19 protein-coding genes are annotated in these 20200 nt (G+C 63.8%); 6 read left to right on the top strand and 13 right to left on the bottom strand.

Features of this window, described 5'->3' with window-relative positions:
- Nucleotides 1-294 precede the first annotated feature (294 nt).
- Both groL and IV500_RS13550 read left to right on the top strand, forming a co-directional pair.
- Nucleotides 295-1932: a chaperonin GroEL gene (gene groL / locus IV500_RS13545; protein ID WP_196397345.1), complete on the top strand. Its 1638-nt coding sequence runs from the start codon at nt 295-297 to the stop codon at nt 1930-1932.
- A 249-nt stretch (nt 1933-2181) separates the two neighbouring features.
- Complete coding sequence (locus tag IV500_RS13550; RefSeq protein ID WP_196397346.1) at nt 2182-3195, top strand: ribonuclease HI family protein; 1014 nt, start codon at nt 2182-2184, stop codon at nt 3193-3195.
- A gap of 77 nt (nt 3196-3272) precedes the next feature.
- Here IV500_RS13550 and IV500_RS13555 read toward each other — a convergent pair whose 3' ends face one another.
- From IV500_RS13555 to IV500_RS13575, 5 genes are all read right to left on the bottom strand, one after another.
- Nucleotides 3273-3566 carry a WXG100 family type VII secretion target gene (locus tag IV500_RS13555; RefSeq protein WP_196397347.1) on the bottom strand — a complete coding sequence of 98 codons (294 nt, stop codon included), beginning with the start codon at nt 3564-3566 and terminating at the stop codon, nt 3273-3275.
- 105 nt (nt 3567-3671) lie between these two features.
- Nucleotides 3672-5240, bottom strand: coding sequence for a sensor histidine kinase (locus IV500_RS13560; protein ID WP_196397348.1), 1569 nt, complete (start codon nt 5238-5240; stop codon nt 3672-3674).
- 11 nt (nt 5241-5251) lie between these two features.
- A complete protein-coding gene (locus IV500_RS13565) occupies nt 5252-5962 on the bottom strand; it encodes a response regulator transcription factor (RefSeq protein WP_196397349.1) in 711 nt (236 codons plus the stop codon).
- A gap of 63 nt (nt 5963-6025) precedes the next feature.
- Nucleotides 6026-7171, bottom strand: coding sequence for a cation diffusion facilitator family transporter (locus tag IV500_RS13570; RefSeq protein WP_196397350.1), 1146 nt, complete (start codon nt 7169-7171; stop codon nt 6026-6028).
- Nucleotides 7168-7533 (bottom strand): ArsR/SmtB family transcription factor, encoded by a 366-nt coding sequence (locus tag IV500_RS13575; RefSeq protein ID WP_312875932.1) that lies wholly within the window; start codon nt 7531-7533, stop codon nt 7168-7170. The genes IV500_RS13570 and IV500_RS13575 overlap by 4 nt, the downstream gene beginning before the upstream one ends.
- Before the next feature lie 125 nt (nt 7534-7658).
- Between IV500_RS13575 and IV500_RS13580 the strand changes: the two genes are divergently transcribed.
- The 4 genes from IV500_RS13580 to IV500_RS13595 all read left to right on the top strand — a co-directional run bounded on the left by IV500_RS13580 (nt 7659) and on the right by IV500_RS13595 (nt 11494).
- Nucleotides 7659-8120 carry a DUF6153 family protein gene (locus IV500_RS13580; RefSeq protein WP_196397351.1) on the top strand — a complete coding sequence of 154 codons (462 nt, stop codon included), beginning with the start codon at nt 7659-7661 and terminating at the stop codon, nt 8118-8120.
- A 105-nt stretch (nt 8121-8225) separates the two neighbouring features.
- A complete protein-coding gene (locus tag IV500_RS13585) occupies nt 8226-8846 on the top strand; it encodes a DUF305 domain-containing protein (protein ID WP_196397352.1) in 621 nt (206 codons plus the stop codon).
- 92 nt (nt 8847-8938) lie between these two features.
- Nucleotides 8939-9826 carry a F510_1955 family glycosylhydrolase gene (locus IV500_RS13590; RefSeq protein ID WP_196397353.1) on the top strand — a complete coding sequence of 296 codons (888 nt, stop codon included), beginning with the start codon at nt 8939-8941 and terminating at the stop codon, nt 9824-9826.
- 105 nt (nt 9827-9931) lie between these two features.
- Nucleotides 9932-11494, top strand: a complete 1563-nt coding sequence (locus tag IV500_RS13595; protein ID WP_196397354.1) for a multicopper oxidase family protein — start codon at nt 9932-9934, stop codon at nt 11492-11494.
- A 172-nt stretch (nt 11495-11666) separates the two neighbouring features.
- Here the strand turns inward: IV500_RS13595 and IV500_RS13600 are convergent, their stop codons facing one another.
- Genes IV500_RS13600 through IV500_RS13635 form a run of 8 tightly spaced genes read right to left on the bottom strand, consistent with a single transcriptional unit; the run spans nt 11667 to nt 20198 of the window.
- Nucleotides 11667-13175, bottom strand: coding sequence for an NADH-quinone oxidoreductase subunit N (locus IV500_RS13600; RefSeq protein ID WP_196397355.1), 1509 nt, complete (start codon nt 13173-13175; stop codon nt 11667-11669).
- Nucleotides 13172-14758 (bottom strand): complex I subunit 4 family protein, encoded by a 1587-nt coding sequence (locus tag IV500_RS13605; protein ID WP_312875929.1) that lies wholly within the window; start codon nt 14756-14758, stop codon nt 13172-13174. The genes IV500_RS13600 and IV500_RS13605 overlap by 4 nt, the downstream gene beginning before the upstream one ends.
- Nucleotides 14759-14760: 2 nt before the next feature.
- Nucleotides 14761-16716 carry a proton-conducting transporter transmembrane domain-containing protein gene (locus tag IV500_RS13610; RefSeq protein ID WP_196397356.1) on the bottom strand — a complete coding sequence of 652 codons (1956 nt, stop codon included), beginning with the start codon at nt 16714-16716 and terminating at the stop codon, nt 14761-14763.
- A 5-nt stretch (nt 16717-16721) separates the two neighbouring features.
- Nucleotides 16722-17027, bottom strand: coding sequence for an NADH-quinone oxidoreductase subunit NuoK (locus IV500_RS13615; RefSeq protein WP_196397357.1), 306 nt, complete (start codon nt 17025-17027; stop codon nt 16722-16724).
- The gene (locus tag IV500_RS13620; protein WP_230854959.1) at nt 17024-17620 is read right to left on the bottom strand and encodes an NADH-quinone oxidoreductase subunit J; all 597 of its coding nucleotides are present in this window, start codon (nt 17618-17620) and stop codon (nt 17024-17026) included. Before IV500_RS13620 ends, IV500_RS13615 begins: the two co-directional genes overlap by 4 nt.
- A gap of 10 nt (nt 17621-17630) precedes the next feature.
- Nucleotides 17631-18569 (bottom strand): complex I subunit 1 family protein, encoded by a 939-nt coding sequence (locus tag IV500_RS13625; protein WP_196397358.1) that lies wholly within the window; start codon nt 18567-18569, stop codon nt 17631-17633.
- Nucleotides 18562-19749, bottom strand: a complete 1188-nt coding sequence (locus IV500_RS13630) for a hypothetical protein (protein ID WP_196397359.1) — start codon at nt 19747-19749, stop codon at nt 18562-18564. The genes IV500_RS13625 and IV500_RS13630 overlap by 8 nt, the downstream gene beginning before the upstream one ends.
- The gene (locus IV500_RS13635) at nt 19740-20198 is read right to left on the bottom strand and encodes an NADH-quinone oxidoreductase subunit A (RefSeq protein ID WP_230854960.1); all 459 of its coding nucleotides are present in this window, start codon (nt 20196-20198) and stop codon (nt 19740-19742) included. The genes IV500_RS13630 and IV500_RS13635 overlap by 10 nt, the downstream gene beginning before the upstream one ends.
- Between the last annotated feature and the right edge of the window lie 2 nt (nt 20199-20200).

Here is a 20200-nt window from a genome sequence, read left to right on the forward strand (position 1 = left end):
CGACCAGTGGTTGACGCGCAGTGCGCCGTTGCCGTCCGCTTACCGGGTTCGCCCCGAGCGCAAGAGCACTTATGCGCTTGCACTCTCCGCGGGCGAGTGCTAATTATTGAGTTAGCACTCTCCGGTGCTGACTGCTAAAAACGGGAAGCGCCGGAGCGAGTGAAGCATGAACCAGTGTGGTGAGAGCCTACCGGCCGGCGTAAAGAGATCGCCTGGTCCACGGCTCGTCCGTCGCGGGCACCACAGCCTGGGTCTGAGTCCAAAAATGACTGTCCCGAAAGGACTGAAGCCTACATGGCCAAGATCATTGCATTCGATGAAGAGGCACGCCGCGGTCTGGAGCGCGGATTAAACATCCTCGCCGACGCCGTCAAGGTCACCCTCGGCCCGCGCGGCCGCAACGTCGTGCTCGAAAAGAAGTGGGGCGCTCCGACGATCACCAACGATGGTGTTTCCATCGCCAAGGAGATCGAACTGGACGACCCTTACGAAAAGATCGGCGCAGAGCTGGTCAAGGAAGTTGCCAAGAAGACGGACGACGTGGCCGGCGACGGTACGACGACGGCTACCGTTCTTGCACAGGCATTGGTCAAGGAAGGCCTGCGGAACGTAGCGGCCGGAGCCGACCCGCTGAGCCTCAAGCGCGGAATCGAGAAGGCTGTCGAAGCCGTTATCGCCGAGTTGCTCTCCTCTGCCAAGGAAATCGAGACCAAGGAACAGATCGCCGCTACCGCGTCCATCTCCGCCGGGGACCCCGAAATCGGCGCCCTAATCGCTGAGGCGCTCGATAAGGTCGGCAAGGAAGGCGTCATCACCGTCGAGGAGTCCAACACGTTTGGGCTGGAGCTGGAGCTCACCGAGGGGATGCGCTTTGACAAGGGCTACATCTCCGCGTACTTCGTCACCGATGCAGAACGCCAGGAAACTGTCCTCGAGGACCCGTACATCCTGATCGCCAACTCCAAGATCACCAACGTGAAGGATCTCGTTGCCGTTCTGGAGAAAGTCATGCAGTCCTCCAAGCCGCTGCTGATCATCGCAGAGGACATTGAGGGCGAGGCCTTGGCCACGTTGATCGTGAACAAGATCCGCGGAACTTTCAAGTCCGTTGCCGTCAAGGCTCCGGGCTTCGGCGACCGTCGCAAGGCTCAGCTGGCGGACATCGCCATCCTGACCGGCGGACAGGTCATCGCCGAAGAGGTCGGTCTCAAACTGGAGAACACCACCCTCGAACTGCTCGGTAGCGCACGCAAGGTCGTCGTCACCAAGGACGAGACCACCATCGTCGAGGGTGCCGGCGACGCCGATGCCATTGCGGGCCGGGTTGCACAGATCCGTGCCGAGATCGAAAACTCGGATTCTGACTACGACCGCGAGAAGCTGCAGGAGCGCCTGGCCAAGCTGGCTGGCGGCGTTGCAGTCATCAAGGCCGGAGCCGCAACCGAGGTCGAGCTCAAGGAGCGCAAGCACCGCATCGAGGATGCAGTGCGTAACGCCAAGGCGGCTGTCGAAGAAGGCATCGTCCCCGGCGGTGGCGTGGCCCTGATCCAGGCCGGGGTCAAGGCATTTGCCAACCTCAACCTCTCAGGGGACGAGGCAACAGGTGCGAACATCGTCCGCGTTGCCATCGACGCACCGCTGAAGCAGATCGCGTTCAATGCGGGCATGGAGCCCGGCGTCGTTGTCGAGAAGGTCCGCGGCCTGCCCATCGGTCACGGCCTCAACGCTGCAACCGGCGTCTACGAGGACCTGCTGCTGGCCGGCATCAACGACCCGGTAAAGGTGACCCGCTCTGCTCTGCAGAACGCGGCTTCCATCGCCGGTCTGTTCCTGACCACCGAAGCTGTTGTGGCTGACAAGCCGCAGAAGTCGGCTCCGGCCGCCGGTGGCGGGGATGACATGGGTGGCATGGGCGGAATGGGCGGCTTCTAGCCACTCCGGCCTCACCCAAGCGTCACCTTGACGCGCAAAGGCGCTCCTGCCACGCGGGCAGTAGGATTCCGAAAAAAGAGCTCGGAATCCATCCCCGCTTCCGGCAAGGGCGCCTTTGCGCGTTTAAGTGTGCGGGATTGCGCCGAGTGGGGAGTAGGTGCAGGTTAGAGGGCGCAAGGCGACACCTGCGGCGCAATCGATGCGCGCAGATGGTCCGGCGGGGGTGCCGGGGAATGAAAGTATGGACGCATGACAATTGTTGCTGCCGCTGACGGTTCCGCCCTTGGAAATCCTGGACCGGCCGGATGGGCCTGGTACGTGGACGATTCCTGCTGGCGTGCCGGCGGGTGGCCGCACGGCACCAACAATCAAGGCGAGTTGATGGCCGTACTTGACCTCTTCCGGTCCACGGTTCATGTTCGGGATGAGCATCTGCGCATTCTTTGCGACAGCCAGTATGTCATCAACTGCATCACCAAGTGGATGGCAGGGTGGAAGCGTAAAGGGTGGCGCAAAGCCGATGGCAAGCCGGTATTGAACGTGGATCTGCTTAAAGACATCGACGCCGCAGTCGTTGGTCGCGACTACAGCTTTGAATGGGTGAAGGGCCATGCCGGGCATGAGCTGAATGAAGCTGCAGATGTTCGTGCGCGGGCCGTGGCAATCGCCTTTCAATCACAGAAGCCGGTTCCGGCGGGACCGGGCTATCCCGGCGTCGTCGCGCCAGCCGCCGACGGTGCCAAGGACGCAGTCATGGCCGTCAACAACATGGCGGATGTCAATGAGGCCGCGGCGTCGGCCCGGACGGTTGCATATTCGGTTGAGGAGCCCGATCTGTTCTCGCTCATGCGCGATGACGATTTATTGCAGGATTCTGCCTTGCAGGAGAGTGCGTTGGAGGACGATTTTGTCCCGCTGACAACCTCCGTCCGGGATCATATTGTGACCCTGGAACAGGAGCTAATGCGACCGGATATCCGTAGAGATGCCAGCCGCGTCGCCGTACTTCTTCATCCTGATTTTGAAGAGTTCGGCGTGTCGGGTCGAATGTGGAACCGCGATGCGATGCTCGGCACCATCGGGGTTGACATTGAACCCAACCCGGAGATGGATGTGCTTAACCTGGATCTGCTCGATGATGCCACCGCTCTGCTGACGTACCGGACCACCGGCCGGCAGGGCTCGGCGCTGCGTAGCTCCCTGTGGCGGCAGACTGGCGGCCGGTGGCGGCTTCGCTTCCATCAAGGCACCCCCGAGGCATAGAAAGCCCGGTGATCCTTGGTAGCGAATCTCCAAGCGGCTGCAGGCGGCCTTGGTCGATCGCCGAGGTAAAGGGCAGGTTAGCGACCCGAAAACAGCCTGGTGTTGGCGTCTTCCGCCTCGGCATATTGAGTTGCAGCCATGGCGAGGGCGTGGTTGATGCTCTCCAGCGAGGCTTCAACCCGGAGCTGAGTGCTCCGCCAATCCGTGAGCAGCAACTGGAAATTACTGGCTGCGGCTCCGGTCCAGCTCGATTGCAGGTCCATTAGGTTGCGTTGCATGGCATCCACCTCAGATCGGATCTGGTCAATGGAGCCTCTAACGGCCTGGCTTTTCAGCGCCAGATCGTCGCTGTTGACATGAAATTCGGCCATTTGGGGTTCCTCCTGAAGCTTGGTCGTCAACCTGACACTTCGAGGCTAAGCGCCGGGGCTTTCCGTTACCAGAGGCGGCAGCGATAGTGTGAATAGCTCTTTGTCTCAGGCACCGGTGGAGGAAGAGCCAGCATTGTTTGCCTGTATCTGGGTTTCCTGAATCTGAGTTGCCTGAATCTGATTGTCTGACGCCAGTTTGTCGTTTTCGTCGGAGTCGTCGGGAGGCTGGAACGGAAGGGAGACCACCAGGGTGGCGCCGCCGTCAGGAGTTGGTTCCACTTGGACCGTTCCGTCGTGTGCGGCGATGAGGGCGGTCACTATAGCCAGGCCAAGTCCACTGCCTCCGGTGTCCCGGTTGCGTGAAGAATCAGCGCGGTAAAAGCGTTCAAAGATCCGGGGTGCTTCTTCCTCCGAGATGCCAGGTCCGTGGTCGCGCACCTGCAGCACCGAGCGCCTCCCGCCGTCCGCTTCGGTCACTCCAACGGCGATTTCCACCGGGCTGCCCTCGGGGGTGTACCGCAGACAGTTGCCCATCAGATTGGCCACCACTTGGCGCAGTTTTGCTTCGTCCCCGCTGGCGGGCGCGCTGGTGCCCGGACCGCCGTCGAGCCCTACGACCTTAATTTCCCGGTCGGGAGCCGCAGCGCGCGCATCGATTACGGCGTCGTGCCCGAACAACAGCAGATCCACCGGCTTGCGCTGCAGCGGACGCTGCTCGTCGATGCGGGCCAGCATCAGCAGGTCCTCCACCAGCTCGCCCATCCGTTTGGCTTCGCTCTCGATCCGGCCCATCGCGGTCATCACGTTCTCGGAGCTCTGCAGGGCACCCTGGCGGTAGAGCTCAGAGAAGCCGCGGATAGTCACCAGCGGCGTGCGCAACTCATGCGAGGCATCCGCAACGAACCGGCGCATCCGCCGTTCCGAAGCCGTCCGGGCGGCGAACGCGGATTCGATGTGCGCCAGCATTGCGTTCAGCGAACCCGATAGGCGACCCACTTCGGTGGCAGGATTCTCGATCTCCACCCGGCGGGACAAGTCCCCTGCGGCGATAGCGGCCGCGGTCTTTTCCACGCGCGAGAGCGGCAGGAAAGACCTCGTCACTGTCCAGCGGGCAATCACGATTCCCAGCGCCACTGCCAGCAGCGCCACGCCGGCGATCACCGTAGCCAGCCGTTCCATAGTGTTATTCAGATCCGTGTAGGGAAGCCCGACGACGACGTAGCCGGCAAAGTTGGTGGAAGGTCCGGATCCACTCTGCCCCCTGATATTTGCCGGAGAAACGATGATGACACGCCAGGGATCGGCTCCGTCCGCGCCTGGGACCGTGAATGGCCGGTCCGCCAGATGGTTAGCCTCCGGCAGCGTATAGTGGGCCAGCACCGGGTCGTCTTTCTCCTGCCTGTTCTGGACATAGACCGTACCGTCCGGGTAGGAGAACTGAACGTAATACTCGAATCCGAACGGTGAGCTTCCATTGGCATCGGAGGGGCTAACACCGGCTTGGGCAATTGAGCTCTGGAAGGTTTTTAGCTGATTGTCCATCTGTTCCTGCAGGAAGGAGCGGAGCAGAATATATGTGGCACCCCCGAGCGCCAGCAGCGACACCACCAGCAGGGCGCTGATGATCGCCACCAGCTGCGTACGCAGCGAGGCGTTCTTCCAAGTACGGATCACAGAACGAACCGCTAGCGCTTTTCGGCCGTCCGCAGCACGTAACCCACGCCGCGCTTGGTCTGAATCAGCGCGGGAGAGTCAGGATCGGTATCGACCTTGCGCCGCAGGTAAGAGATGTAGGACTCCACAATGGACGCATCACCATTGAAATCGTATTCCCAGACATGGTCGAGGATCTGGGCCTTGGAGAGGACACGATTGGGGTTCAGCATCAGGTAGCGCAACAGCTTGAATTCGGTAGGGGAGAGTTCGATCGAACGTCCTCCGCGGCGGACCTCGTGTGCGTCGTCGTCGAGCTCCAGATCATCCACCCGGATTACGGCATCGTCGTCCTCCATCGGCTGGGTGCGCCGCAGCACCGCGCGGATTCGTGCCACCACCTCGTCGAGACTGAAAGGCTTCGTGACGTAGTCGTCCCCGCCCACGGTCAGGCCGGTGACCTTATCCTCGGTATCGTCCCGAGCGGTAAGAAAAAGGACAGGGAAGTGCCGGCCGGCAGCGCGCAGTCGTCGCGTGACGGTGAAGCCGTCCATGTCCGGCAGCATCACATCCAGCACCGCAAGGTCCGGATTGTGTTCCTCGGCGGCCGCGAGTGCCTCACGGCCGTTTCCCGCGGCGATCACCTCAAAACCTGCGAAGCGCAGCGACGTTGACAGCAATTCACGGATATTTGGCTCATCGTCAACAACGAGGAGCTTCGCTTCTGGTCCGGTCTTTTTCACTCTTCCAGTCTCCGACTAGTTGCTGGGAATCAGCTGGGCGTACCTTGTGAGTCCACTGTCAGCTTATCCCCAGCTGGCGCGTGGCGGACTGTCAGCGGACCCGGAGCCCGGAGAAGCCGGCGTAGTCCATGTCTGCGAAACTTTCGTGTGAGGGTCGAGGTGATGATCAAGCGGTGTGCTGACCGTTTGGATGAACATCCGGTCCAGATTGGGCAATGCATGACTGAGTCTGTGCCGGGCCTCAGTGACTATTTCCTCCGCGGCCGAGATCGTCCTGTCGCTGACCTCAATGCTGGCGTTGCCCTGCAGCCGGTGTCCGATCCACCGTAACTGCAGGGCCGGGACCGATTGCACGCCGGGGGTGCTGGCCAGAGCCGACTCCGCCCGGTCCAGCAGCTCCGGTTCAATTCCGTCCATCAGGCGCCGGCCGATGCTTCGCACCGTTCCCCAAAGCAAGACGACAATCGCCGCTGCAATCAGCAATCCGACGATCGGGTCTGCCAGCGGAAACCCAAGCCAGACGCCGACGACGCCTGCGACAACAGCGAGCGAAGTGAAGCCATCGATTCTGGCATGCACGCCGTCCGCCACCAGGGCCGCCGAGCCGATCTTCTGTCCGATCCGGATGCGGTAGATGGCAACCGCCTCGTTGCCGGCGAAACCAACCACACCCGCCGCCGCAACCCATCCCAGGTTAGTCAAGACTTGTGGGTGGATCAGCCTGTCGATGGACTGCCAGCCGGCGATGATGGCCGAGAGTGCGACGACGGCGACGATGAACAGTCCGGCCAGGTCCTCGGCACGGCCAAATCCGTAGGTGTAGCGGCGGGTCGCGGCCCGGCGAGCCAGGATGAAGGCGATCCACAACGGGACCGCCGTCAGGGCGTCGGAGAAATTATGGATGGTGTCGGCCAGCAGCGCCACGGAGCCGCTGAACAGGACCACTATGAATTGCAGGATGGTGGTACCGAGGAGCATGAACAGACTGATCTTTACCGCGCGGACGCCCTGCTCACTGGCTTCCAGTGCATCATCGATAGAATCTGCGGCGTCGTGGCTGTGCGGAACGAACAATCCATAGAAAAACCCCTTGATCCCGGTGGGATGCTCATGCGAATGGCTGTGTTCGTGCCCATGTCCGTGGGAGCCTTCGTGGCTGTGCCCGTGCTGGTCAGGATGCACATGGTGGCCAGTGGGGTGAGCGCTCATAACGCGTCCATGCCTTCGACGTGATGGTGACGGGGGACTCCCCCAAGGGAATGCTCTGCTTGGAAGATGGCGTCGGTGACGAGTTGGCGGGCGTGCTCGTTCTCCAAGCGGTAGAACACCCGGGTGCCGTCCTGTCTGGTGGTAACAAGGCGTCCCAAGCGCATTTTCGCCAGGTGTTGGGACACGGCTGCCGGAGATTTTCCAACCACCACGGCCAACTGATTGACGTGCATTTCACCATCCCGCAACGCGAGAACAATCCGTACCCGTGTTGCGTCGGCGAGCATTGCGAACACCTCGACAGCCAGTTCCACGTACTGGCTGTCCGGTTCCCGACCGCATATCCGTTTATCTGCATCGATACGTAGATTGTTGCACGCAAAGGCCTCATTACTGCTGTAGCCTTGATTGCTGATACCCCACCCGGGTATTATGACCAAGAGCAGCCGGTAAGATGGCCGGCATCCCAGCGAATGAGGAAGGATTTATGAGCAGCACACTGACACTGCCCGGCATCCGTTCCATGCTGCGCTGGGGACGCTTGCTCATCGTTGTGTTGGGTATCACCGGGGGAATCCTGGGTATGCACGTGATCGGCGGAGCGCCTCCTGAGTCAATGGCACCAGCAGCCATGACCACCCCCACAGCGACCGCTAAGGCCGTCACGTATGTAGGTGCGGCTCCGCAGGAAACCGTGGTCTCCATTCCGAACGCGCCGGGTGAACAAGCTCCTGACATCTGCAGCTGTTCATCTGGCTGCCCCGGTTCGATGGCCATGGATGATGCCTGTGTGCCCACCTTCGGTCCGGCGGGCGTCATTGTCCCGGCGCCGCAGACGGTTACCCACCGGTATGGGGATATTGTGTCCGGGCGAACGCCGGCACGAACCGCGGTCGAGCGGATCCCCGATGGGCCCTCACTACGCCAGCTCTCCGTTAGCCGAACGTAAACCGATGACGTGGCCGCCGCTTAGCGGCCGGCCTTCATTGACGCGCACTGATACAGTGCGCCGGCTATCGAGTGAGACTCCAGCTTTTAGTGAAGGACTTTACCAATGAAGAAGTTTCTGACCATTTCGTCCACTGCGCTTGCCGCGGCCATCGCTCTCGCGGGCTGCTCCGCCGGCACCGACAGCGGCAGTATGCCCGGCATGGATCACGGCGGCAGCTCCGCGGGCCCTACCGGCACGAGCGCGGCAACGTCCGCGACGTTAGGCGGCGCCGAGTACAACTCTGCCGACGCCACCTTCGCCCGGATGATGGCTCCGCACCACGTTCAGGCCGTGGATATGAGCAATATGCTGCTGGCCAAGCAGGACATCGACCCGCGGGCCAGTGCCCTGGCAACCAAAATCAAGGCAGCCCAGGCCCCCGAAATTGAGAAGATGACCGGATGGCTTGCGGCCTGGAACGAACCGGCAGCCATGTCGGGAATGTCTGCAATGACCGGCACGATGAGTGATGACGAGATGAGTAAGCTCGACGCGGCGCAGGGCGCGGAGGCCGCGAAGCTGTATCTTTCGCAAATGGTCAACCATCACGAAGGGGCAGTGGAGATGGCGAAGACTGAGGTGACCGAAGGCAGGAATGCTGACGCAGTCGCGCTGGCGAAGTCCATCGTCTCGGCCCAGGAATCCGAGATCAAGGAAATGCATGATCTGCTGACGGCCCTCTAAGCCAGGGCACAACGTCACAGCCAGTGGCGCTCCGGGGATCCGGGTCGCCACTGGGACACCTTCCTTCCTTCCTTCCTTCCTTGGAGCCCGTTGTGAAAACGCCTACCTTCCTTCTCCGCAACCATCGATTGCTCACCTCCGCGGTGCTGGGCGCCGTCGCCCTGCTGCTCGCCGGCTGCTCGTCCGGATCCGCCTCAACTGATCCCGCACCAACTCTCCAGAATCCCGACACCCACATTCACGCCATCGCCGTGGACCCGGCGTCGTCGGACGTCTTGCTGGCCACCCACGAGGGGCTGTATGACGCCGGCAAAAAACACCCCGTCAAGATCAGCGGCACCATTGACCTGATGGGGTTCACAGCTACGGCGGATCCCGCCGTTTTCTATGCCTCGGGCCACCCGGGCGCGGGATCGGCTTTGCCGGATCCCGTGGGACTCATCAAATCCGTTGACTCGGGTAAAACCTGGTCTCCCGTCTCGCGGCAGGGTCAATCGGACTTCCACGCCCTGACGTCCACCAAGTCAGGCCTGGTGGCCTACGACGGGACCCTGCAGACCAGCGCCGACGGCGTCAACTGGACTCCGTCGCCGTCGTCCTTTGCCCCCGCAGCGCTGGCCGGCAGCCCCGCCAGCACCGTCGTTTTGGCCACCACGGAACGGGGCCTGCAACGTTCCACCGACGGCGGAAGTACGTGGCAGCCCAATCCCGGAGCTCCGATTATGCAGTACGCGGCCTTTGCAGCTGCGAAGGACAAAGCAACGACGGAGGCCGTGGGCGTCGCGCCGGACGGCACGGTCTACCTTTCCGTCGATGCGGGTCTGAGCTGGGCCCGAACCGGCCAAATCAGCGGCCAGGTGCAGGCGATCGCAGCCGCTGAGGGAGAAACCGATAAGCCGCGGATCTGGGCCGCCACCAGCACCGGCGTCCAGGTCTCCACCGACGGCGGAACGACTTTCAGCCCCGCGGATTCCCGCTAGCTCCATGAACATCGGAGGGTATTTCGCCACGACGGTCAGCTCGGGAGCGTTCCTCACTCCGGTGTGGAATTTCCAACTCAGTATTATCAGTAAGGAATGGTTACCATGACCACTCAGGTCAACCGCCGCACGTTCGTTGGACTCTCCGTCGCCGCCGCCGCGGCTGCAGCGCTTGCCGCATGCAGCGGCAATGCCGCTCCCACCCAGTCCACCGGCGCTGCGGGGCAGCGAATCATGCCTGACAGTCCAGTGGTCGCTAAGTACGAGTCGCACCGCACTTCCACAGGTAAGACCGTCAACGCCCAACTGATACCGGCGGCGCTCAGAACCAGTCTGGACGGCAAAGAGATCACTACCTGGGGCTACAACGGAGCCCTAGTGGCACCGCTGATCCGTGCGGGCGTCGGAGACCTGCTGGAAGCAAAAGTCACCAACGGGCTCACGGACGCAACAACGGTGCACTGGCACGGTGTGGCGCTTCGGAACAACGACGACGGCGTCCAGAACGTCACGCAGCAGCCCGTCGCTGCCGGGGTCGACTTCACCTACAGTTTCAAGCTGCCCCATCCGGGAACCTACTGGTACCACTCGCATGTGGAACTGCAGCGGGCCCGGGCGCTCTACGGCGCTTTGATCATCGAAGACCCCAAGGAGCCGCTGCAGTACAGCAGGGACTGGGTCATTGTGCTTGATGACTGGCTCGACGGCGTCACAGGCACGCCCGATGAGGTGCTGCAGGAGCTGTCCAAGGGAATGAGTATGTCCGGGATGTCCGGGGGGACGAGCACGTCCGCGATGTCCGGCGACATGGGGCAGGGCGGGATGGATAGGGGACACATGCTGACGGGGGCCCGCAGCGACTTCTTGGGAGGGGATGCCGGAGACGTGGAATTTCCTTTTCACCTCTTCAACGGCAGGCCGTCGTCGCAGCCCGAAACGCTGACAGCCAAACCCGGAGAGGTCATCCGGCTGCGCATCATCAACGCCGCCGGCGATACGGCCTACCGCGTCGGTATTCCCGGGCAGAAGCTCACACTCACGCACACCGACGGGTTCCCCGTCACGCACCGGGACGTGGACGCGGTCGTGCTGGGCATGGGGGAGCGGATCGATGCGCTTCTGACGGTCCGGGACGGAATCACCCCTGTCCTGGCGCTGGCCGAGGGCAAGGGCCAGCTGACATACGGACTCGTTGCCACCGGCATCGGGACGCCGCCGGCGGCGGCGGACTTGCCCGCTCAACTCGACGGCGTCGTCGTCGACGGTGGTCAGCTCAAGGCCGACCCATCCGTGTCACTGCCGTTGAAGGCACCGGATAGGGTCCACGAACTGCACCTGACCGGCGGGATGGGTACATACGACTGGGGAATCAACGGGAAGCGCTTCGATATGGCAAAGCCGTTTGAGAACGCCTTCGACCTGAAAATCGGAGAGCGTGTCCAGGTGAAGTTCATTAACGACACGATGATGTGGCATCCGATGCACCTCCACGGCCATACATTCCAGGTAGGCGATGACGGAGCGCGCAAGGACACCGTCATCGTCCGGCCAATGCAAACCGTCACCGTCCAGTTCGAGGCGGACAACCCGGGCCAATGGCTCACCCACTGCCACAACGCCTTCCATGCCGAACGCGGCATGATGGGCCTCTTCTCCTACACCACCTAAGACAGGCCCCGTGATCGGTGTTGATGAAACACTGTTCGCCGTGGGACCAGCAGCTTCGGTTCGGGGCGCGCGCAGCAGGGGTCCAGTTGGCTCCGGTCGTTTAGCTCAGCGAATGCTTCAATCGGCTACGGAAAACCGGGCGTAAAGCTTTAGCGCAACGCTCCCGCCGTGGCTACGGGAACGGATTGACCTGCAGAAAAGCGAGTACTGGGTTCGCGAACAAGCCCATCAGCAGTGACAGGATCCCCAGGACTATTGCCGTTCGCGCACTCCGTGGCGCGACCAGGGTGCCACTCAGTACGACCGCATTCGTCGTTGCCGCACCCTCGCCTGAGGCGCCTTCCCCCGGCACATCGGCGCCGTCGTCGTGCGCCGTTGCCTGACCGCGCCCCGGCTGGAAGAGCCGGTAGATCCAGCGCAGGTAATAAAAGACGCTGGCCACGGAATTTATCAGCGCAAGCACCACCAGCCAGCCGAGACCGGCGTCGAGCGCGGCGGTGAAGGCGGTGAGTTTGCCGACGAAGACGGCAGTGGGGGGTGTGCCGACCAGCCCAAGCAGGCAGACAATCAGGCTCAGCGCCAGCCAGCGGTGCGTGCGGAAAAGCCCGCGGTAATCTTTCAGGGTGCGCAGGCTGGGGAACGCGCACACGACGGCGAAGGCTCCGAGATTGGTGATGGTGTAACCGAGCAGGTAGAACAGCAGGCTGGGCAGTGCCAGCTCAGAATGCCCGACGGCGGCGGTAACCATCAGCAGGTAGCCGACCTGGCTGATAGTGGAGTAGGCGAGCAGCCGCAGCACCGTGCTCTGGAAAAACGCGGCCAGATTGCCCAGCGTCATGGTCAATGCCGCCAGCAATGCCAGCATCAGCGGCCAGGCTACGGGCACGCCGGACAGTGAGCTGAGCCGGAATAGCGCAATGAGCGCGCCGATTTTGGGGATCGTGGAGATGAAGGCGGCGGCCGGCCCGGTGGTGCCGTCGATGGCATCCGGGACCCAGAAATGGGCCGGCACGGCGCCGGCTTTGAACAGCAGCCCGGCGGCAACTGCCAGCAGCCCGACGGCGGCGGCGCCGGCGGGTGCGCCGAGCAAGGCGCGGGACAGATCGGTATAGGTGGTGCTCCCGCCGGCGCCGAACAGCACCGTGATCCCCACCAGCAGCAGCACGCCGAACAGTGCGCCCATCAGGTAGTACTTGAGCATCGCTTCGGTGCCAGCTGAGTCTTTGGTGAATCCCACCAGGGCATAGAGCGGAATGCTGGCGAGCAGGTAGCCCGCTCCCAGCACCAGCAGGTCGCTGGCGCCGGCCAGGACCAGCGTTCCGAGGGCCCCAAGCAGCAACAGAACGTAAAACTCCGATTTCCTTTTGTGGACGCCGAACCTTCCGCCGGCCAGCACCAGGACGACGGCGGTGCCGGTAAGTACCGCTATGCGGGTCATGCCAAGGGAGACGTCGATGGTAAAGGTTGCCGCTGCGGTCACTTCCGCGGGTTGGACGATTCGGATAATTGACAGGATCAGGGCGGCAAAGACGGCTGCCAGCGCCAGCCAGCGGGACAGATGCTGCCGACGCCTCGGAAGCCAGCTGCCCAGCAGCAGGATGATCACGGCGGCCAGCGCCACGATGATCTCCGGCGCCAGGGCTGTGAGACTGATGGCGTCCCCGCCGGGTCTTGCGTTCACTGTGTCCCCGCCGCGACGAGGGTGATCAGCGCGTGCGCTGCAGGTTCGATCAGATCCAGCAGAAACCGTGGGAAGACGCCGATGACGACGGCCAGCACCAGCAGGGGAGCGACCGAGAGCAACTCGCGCGGGCGCAGATCACCCAGCGTTCCGGACCCCAACTCCGCACCCGCGGTGGGCTGCCGCTCGGGGCCGAGGAACACCTGGGCCAGCATCCGCAGCAGCAGGGCCGCGGTGATCAGGATGCCCAGCAGAGCCAAAGCCGTGGGGATGGGTGCGGCCCCCAGGCTCCCCGTGAAGATCTGGAACTCGGCGATGAATCCGGAGAGGCCGGGCAGGCCCAGGGAGCCGAAGACGGCGACGGCGGTGAGTGCGGCAAAGCGGGGAGCGGTCCGGGCGAGACCGCCGTATTCGGCCATTTCGTAGCTGTGGCCACGGGCAAAGAGCACTCCGGCCAGCAGGAACAGGGCTCCGGTCAGAAGTCCGTGGCTGACCATTTGCGTTACCGCACCAGTGACGGCCAGATTGGCTGCCTGCGGGTTGGTTCCCGCTGCAAGCCCCGCAGCCCCGAGTCCCAGAATGATGTAGCCCATGTGATTGACCGAGGTGTAGGCCACCATCCGCTTGAAGTTGGTCTGGGCCATGGCCACTAGTGCGCCGTAGAGCACCGAAACCACGCCGACGATGACGAAGACCATCGCGTAGCTGCGCCAAGGCCCCGGCAGAATCGGCATGGCGATCCGGACAAAACCGTAGGCTCCCATTTTGAGCAGCACGCCGGCCAGAATCACGGATCCCGGCGCCGGGGCGTCGGTGTGCGCGGGCGGCAGCCAGGTATGGAACGGCACGGTGGGCGTCTTCACGGCCAATCCGATGCTGATGGTCAGCAGGGCCAGGCCCCCCACCAGTGGATCGTTCTTTAGTGGATCCTGCCGGATGAGTTCGACGATGTCGAACGTGTGCGGGTCACTGGCCAGATACAGCACGATGAAGCCCAGCAGTAGGGCCAAGGAGCCGATGAACGTGTAGAGAAAGAACTGCAGGGCAGAGCGTGCGGCGTTTCCGTGCCCCCAGACGGCGATGATGAAGTACATGCCGACGATCGACAGGTCGAAGAAGACAAAGAAGAGGATTAAGTCCAAGGACACGAACAGACCCAGCGAAACGGTCTGCAGGAACAAAAACAGCGCGGCGTGGGCCCGGGGACGGTGGTCCTGACGGACGGAGTATATAGCGCAGGCCAGAAACAGCAGGGCCGTCATGGCCGCCAGCGGCAGCGACAGACCGTCCACACCCACGTGATAACCCGATCCCAAGGTGGGCATCCAGGCAATGTTGGTCTCATAGCCGATGGCGCCGGTCCCGGATGCCGGCCCGGCAACGGCTCCCGCTCCGGTACTTCTGCCGCCGCCGGCCGCGTAATCGATCCACAGTGCGACTAATAACGCGAGGTCGACGGCGGTCGTCGTGATCCAGATGCCGGCCACCAGCCGCCGTCGTGCTTCGGGCACCAGCAACAGACCGATCCCGACCAGGACCGGAAGAAAAACCACGATGGTTAACACCGGCAGTTCAGAGAACACAGTCACCTCAGGACGACGAATAGGGCGGCAAGGACAGTCAGCGCAATGATGGCTTGGGCGTAATACTGGTGAATGAGACCCGTCTGCGGGCGGCGGGCGGAGCGGGCCAGCTGCCGGAACGTACTGGCAATACCGGCGACGGCGGCACCGATGCCGTGCTCGATGCGTCGGTCGGTGCCCGTAGCGGCTTTCAGGACAAGTACCGCCGCCGCGTCGATACTGCGGGCCAGTACCCGATCGTCGAACCGGGCCAGGGAAACCGCCAGCGACATGGCCGGGCGGGTGATGAGCACCGACGCCGCGTGCTCCAGGCCGAGCCAATTACCGAGCCAGGCCGTCAGCCGGTTACCCGCAGGCGCACCCACCAGCATGCCCTCCCTCAACAGCCGCCGGGTCTGCTGACCGTAAATACCCCCGATGACGGCGAGGGCCAGTATCGCCGAGACGGCCAGTTCCCACGGCGCCGGGGTGGCGGTCTCCGGCAGCCCCAGCAGGTCCTGCCACCAACGCGAGACGGCGGGCACGCCGGCGACGCCGAATACGACCGCCGCGGTGGCGAGGACGGGCAGGGGCAGTAGCGCCGTGGTAGGAAGGCGGTGTTGTTGGCGTTTCCCAGCGGCGGCAGCCGGGCCGGCATCGGAAACGGATGCTGCCGGGTTTGCCCGGCCGGAAACCGATGGGGCCGGTTTTGCCCAGACCACGGCGAGCGCTTTGGCAGCGTAGGCCGCGCTGACGGCGGCTGCGGCGAGCCCCACTATGTAGAGCGCCGGAGATTCCCGCAGAACTCCGGCAAGGATCTCGTCCTTAGCGGCCCAGACGGACAGCGGCGGCAGGCCACCCAGAGCGAGGGCACCGGCAGTGAACGTGACCCCCGCGGTTCGGTACCCGAGGACGGATCCGTTCGCAGAGCCGCGGGCCACGCCGCGCAGCTCCAGCAGGTCCCTGGTTCCCAGCGCGGTCAGCCATGCCCCGGCTATCAGGAAGAGCAGGGACTTCACGGCTGCGTGCGCGACGAACTGGGCGGCCCCGCCAGCGACGCTTCCCGCGCCGGCGGCGAGCACGATGAAGCCGATCTGCGAACACGTGGAGGCGGCCAGCAGCTGTTTGAGGTCCCGCTGGGCAAAGGCGACGGCGCCCAGCAGCAGGGCCGTCAACGCACCCACCCACGCGACCGCGGGCCCGAGCCACCCGGTGGCGGCCATCCCCGGTTGAATCCGCAGCAGCAAATATCCCCCCGCGGCAACCATTGTGGCCGAATGCAACAGGGCGGAAACGGGGGAGGGGCCAGCCATGGCGTGCGAGAGCCAGAAACTAAAGGGCAGCTGCGCGGACTTCCCCAGCGCGGCCAGGGCCAATCCGGCCAATGCAGCATCCCGCCAGCCACCGGGCATCAACGCGAGGGCATCCAGGCGCAGCCCCGCAGCCCCACCGGCCAGGGCCGCTCCGGCGGCCAGATACATGCCCAGGTCTGCCGCCCTGGTGGTGATAAACGCCAAGGTCGCGGATCTGACCCGGGCAGCGTCCGGCCACCAGTATCCAATCAACGCATACGAAATGGCGCCCATCAGTTCCCACGAGCCAAGCAGCGTCAGCATGCCTGTCGATGTGACAGTCATGAGCATGGCGGCAACGAAAAGCAGCATGAGACCGAAAAAGCGCGCTCTGGCTTCCGATGAGGCGAGGTCGGGGCCGGCGAAGACGATTACGGCCAGGAAGATGCCTGCCACCGTCACCACCGCCGCGGCGGCAAGCCCATCGACGGCCAGACCCGCCGGGATGCCTTCGAGCCCCGGCACTTGGACGGCGGGCCGCAGGAGCGCAGCGGCCACAGCAAGTCCGAGCAGCACAACGGCGACCAGCACAGACACCGGGGCCGCGGCGCCGTCGGCCTTCCGTCCGAATACCAGCAGGATTCCGCCGGCAAGTGCGGGAAGAAGAATCAGCAGCCACAGGACCATGCCGGTTAGCCCGCCAGATCCGAGGCGGAATCAGCCATGTCCACATCGCGGGCGCGGAAAATGGCAGTGGTGATGGCAAACCCCATGGCCATTTCAATCGCCATCGCGCTGATGGCAACCAACACCAGGACCTGTCCGTCGGGTCGTCCGGACGCGGCGAAGAACCAGAATGCGGCGACGGCGACGATAATGCCGTTGATGGCGAGTTCGAGCCCCATTAAGATCATCACGATTGACTGCTGGCTCAGCAGGCCGTAAAGGCCCACTGCGAACAGGGCCGCGGCCAGGAGGAGGAACAACTGCAGCGTCATTTGCCCAGCCCTCCCCGCACCGGGTCGTCCGCCGGTCTGCGCTGCAGATCATCGCCGAACCTGTCATAACGGCCGCGATGGGTAGAGAGGACGACGACGGCGACCATGCTGGCGAACAGGGCCAGACCGATGACGATCATCACCAGCATATGCGGGCCCATCAGGTCCAGCCCGAGTGCCAGGGTCGGATCAGCCGCCGACCTGCCCCCCGTCGTCGTCGATCCCGAAACTGCCGCCTCCGCGGTTCCCGACGGCCAGGGGGTGAAGAGAGCCCCGGCTGCGAGCAGGACGAAGACCGCCGCCGCTATGACAAGCGACATTTTGTTGTTGTGGACCATTTTCATCGGCATGAGTCCGGCCGGGTTCATCATGTACATGACCATGAAGACGGCCATGATCATCATTTCCATCACCATCATCAGAATCACCAGTATCCCGAGGTAGGACAGGCCCAGCAGCAGGATCGGGACGGCCGCGAAAATAAAGGATGCCAGCAGCGCAAGGGTGGCCCGCGCCATAGAGTCCACCCGGAACACCGCGATGCCCGCCGCCACCGCCCCGACGGCGCAGATCAGGAAAATTACCGTCTGCAATGTTGCCTCCTCACATCCATCCGACAAGGACAAAAATCGATACGGCCAGCGCCTGGAGAATGGTCAGCGGCAACAGGACCAGCCAGCTGACCTCGGTGAAACGTTCCATCCGCACCGCCGGCACCCGGTGGCCGATCCAGACCAGGACCGCCAGGACCGCTGCCGTTTTGAGCAGGATCCAGGCCCCGGCCGGCAGCAGCGGGCCGGCACCACCGCCCAGGAACAGCGGAACGGACATGGCGGCGCCGGCCGTCAGCAGCAGGTACCTGCCGGCGAGGAGCAGTAACCTGTCGATTCCGGATAATTCGGCTGCCGCCCCGCCGGCGATCTCCCTGCCGATTGGTTGATCGAACGGGCCCCAGAAGGCAAACCCCAGCGCCGAGAGCAGGAAAACCAGGAACGCCGCGGGCATGTACACCACGAACCATAGGTGTCCGGGTAGTCCCTGCACCGCGGCAATGTCGCTGACGCGCAGCGACCCGGCGCCCACGGCGGCCGTGATCAACGCGAACATGTGCGGGAGTTCGTAGGCCAGCCCCTGTGCCAGGAAACGGTTGGCTCCCACCAGGCCCCAGCTGGAATTGGATCCCCAGCCGACCATCCACACTGCGGCCCAGGCCAGGACCTCCATGGCGTTGAACCAGACCACACCGACGGACAAATCACTGATGGCGTGCTGTCCGAGCGGGATCACCAGAACGGACATCAGCGCCGCCAGCGGCAGCAGCCCGGTGCCGATCCTGGCGAGCAGGGTGTCAGCGCCGGGAGTGACGCTGCGCTGGCGGATCAGCAGCCGGGCCGTCTCCTGGCCGGGCAACGTCAGCGCCGCTACCGCTGACGTTCCACTTTCGCGGGCGCTCATTGCAGCGGACAAGGCTGCAGCCGCGTAGGCCAGCACGCCAAGGACGACGAAGCCGCCGATGATACTCCACAGCAGCGCGCTATCCATCTGACTTCCTCGGCGCCGCTGCGTGCGCCTGCAGCGCTTCGATGTCGGGATCCAGCGAGGCCACAATCAGCCGGACCGCCGCAAGCTCTTGACCGACGAGCAAGTGGGGCAAAACGGTCAACGCGGCCCGGGCGCTTGCAGCACGACTGGTAACGACAGCTTCCCGCGCATCTGTGGAAACGGGATCGAGGACAACGGCAATGTCATCCACCCAGCGCAGCACGCGCGCGGTGACGTCGCCGACCAACGTCAGCGGAACGCCGTCATCGAGTTGGCCAGGGCCCAGCTGGCCAAGACCCGCAACGGACCAACGCAGCACCCGCGAACGCCCAACTGCTCGCAGCCAGCGCCTCGACCGGGGATCAATCGCGCGGCTTCGAGCTGCCGGATGGGCGGCACCAGCGAGCAGTTCATCGCGCAGCCGCCGGACAATGCGGGCAGCGGACGGCCATCCGGCCACATTCAGGAACCGCTGCAGTGAATCCGCCGCCGCGGCCGCGTTGACGAGTTCGACATGTTCGATCGGCTCCGACTGAGCAGCCTCACCGATCAGATCTGCCCAGAAGGAGGAGATCGGGGGCCCATCCGCCGCGCCGTCCAGCACGGATATCCCAGCCCTTTGGGCCACATCGCCTTGCAGGACCAACCGGACCACCAACCCGGAGGGCCAATCCGATAGGGCGGGTCCCAGGACCAAATGCAACTGGTCAAGCTTTAGCCCATCGCGGTCGGCGCCGCGGTCCGCCATCGGCAGGCCGCCCGGCAGTTCCATGTCCATGTCCATATCCATGCCGGTCTTGTCTGAGTCTGAGCCGGCCATATCCATGTCCATCGGCGCGGCATCCGGCCGATCGACTTCGAGCCGCCGTAGCCCCTCCAGATCCCGGAGTGCTGCGACGGCGGCGTCCAGGCAGGCGGACGCAGCGTCCGGGTCAGGAACCAGGGTCCTGGTCCGTGGGGCCGGCAACTGCTCCCACACCCGCCCGGCCACCGCACCGAACTCCTTGCCACCAGAGCCACACAGCACCAGCATGTCCGCGTCTGCCGGGCTCAGCGCCTCGGACCAGCCGCGCTCGCGGATTTGCTGCTCCACCGCCAGGCGCACCGCCGTGAAACCAGGGGCCGTGATCACGAAAGGGTGCGGAACGCCGAGCGCGAGCAGCCGGGCGGTCAAGTCCACCGGAACGCTCCTTCCCGCCACGCGTAAACGACTGCTGAAAACAGCACAGCCAGGAAGGCGAACATTTCCACCACTGCTCCGGCACCCATCCGATCCACCACCAACACCCAGGGATACATGAAAACCATCTCCATATCGAAGGCCAGGAAGAGCACGGCGACTGGGTACCAACGCACATGGAAGCGGGAGACGGCGTGCTCGCTGGGCGCGATCCCGGACAGGAACGGCTCCCGGGAACGCGGCTGGCGGATCACTCGGAGCGAAGCCGACAGGACGCAAACAGCCAGGATAATGACCGCAGCGATGCCAAAGACCAGCAGAGCTGCTCCGAATTCCATCCCGTCCCCCTTCGTGGTTTCGCCTTGTCTTCGGTCCACGCGGTCCTGGTCCACGCGGTCCTGGTCCACGCGGTCCTGGTTCCACACGGCTGCCCTGCGCGCCTGCGCCATTC

Origin of the sequence: Arthrobacter terrae, assembly GCF_015708085.1 — a bacterium.
Taxonomy (GTDB): Bacteria; Actinomycetota; Actinomycetes; order Actinomycetales; family Micrococcaceae; genus Arthrobacter_M; species Arthrobacter_M terrae.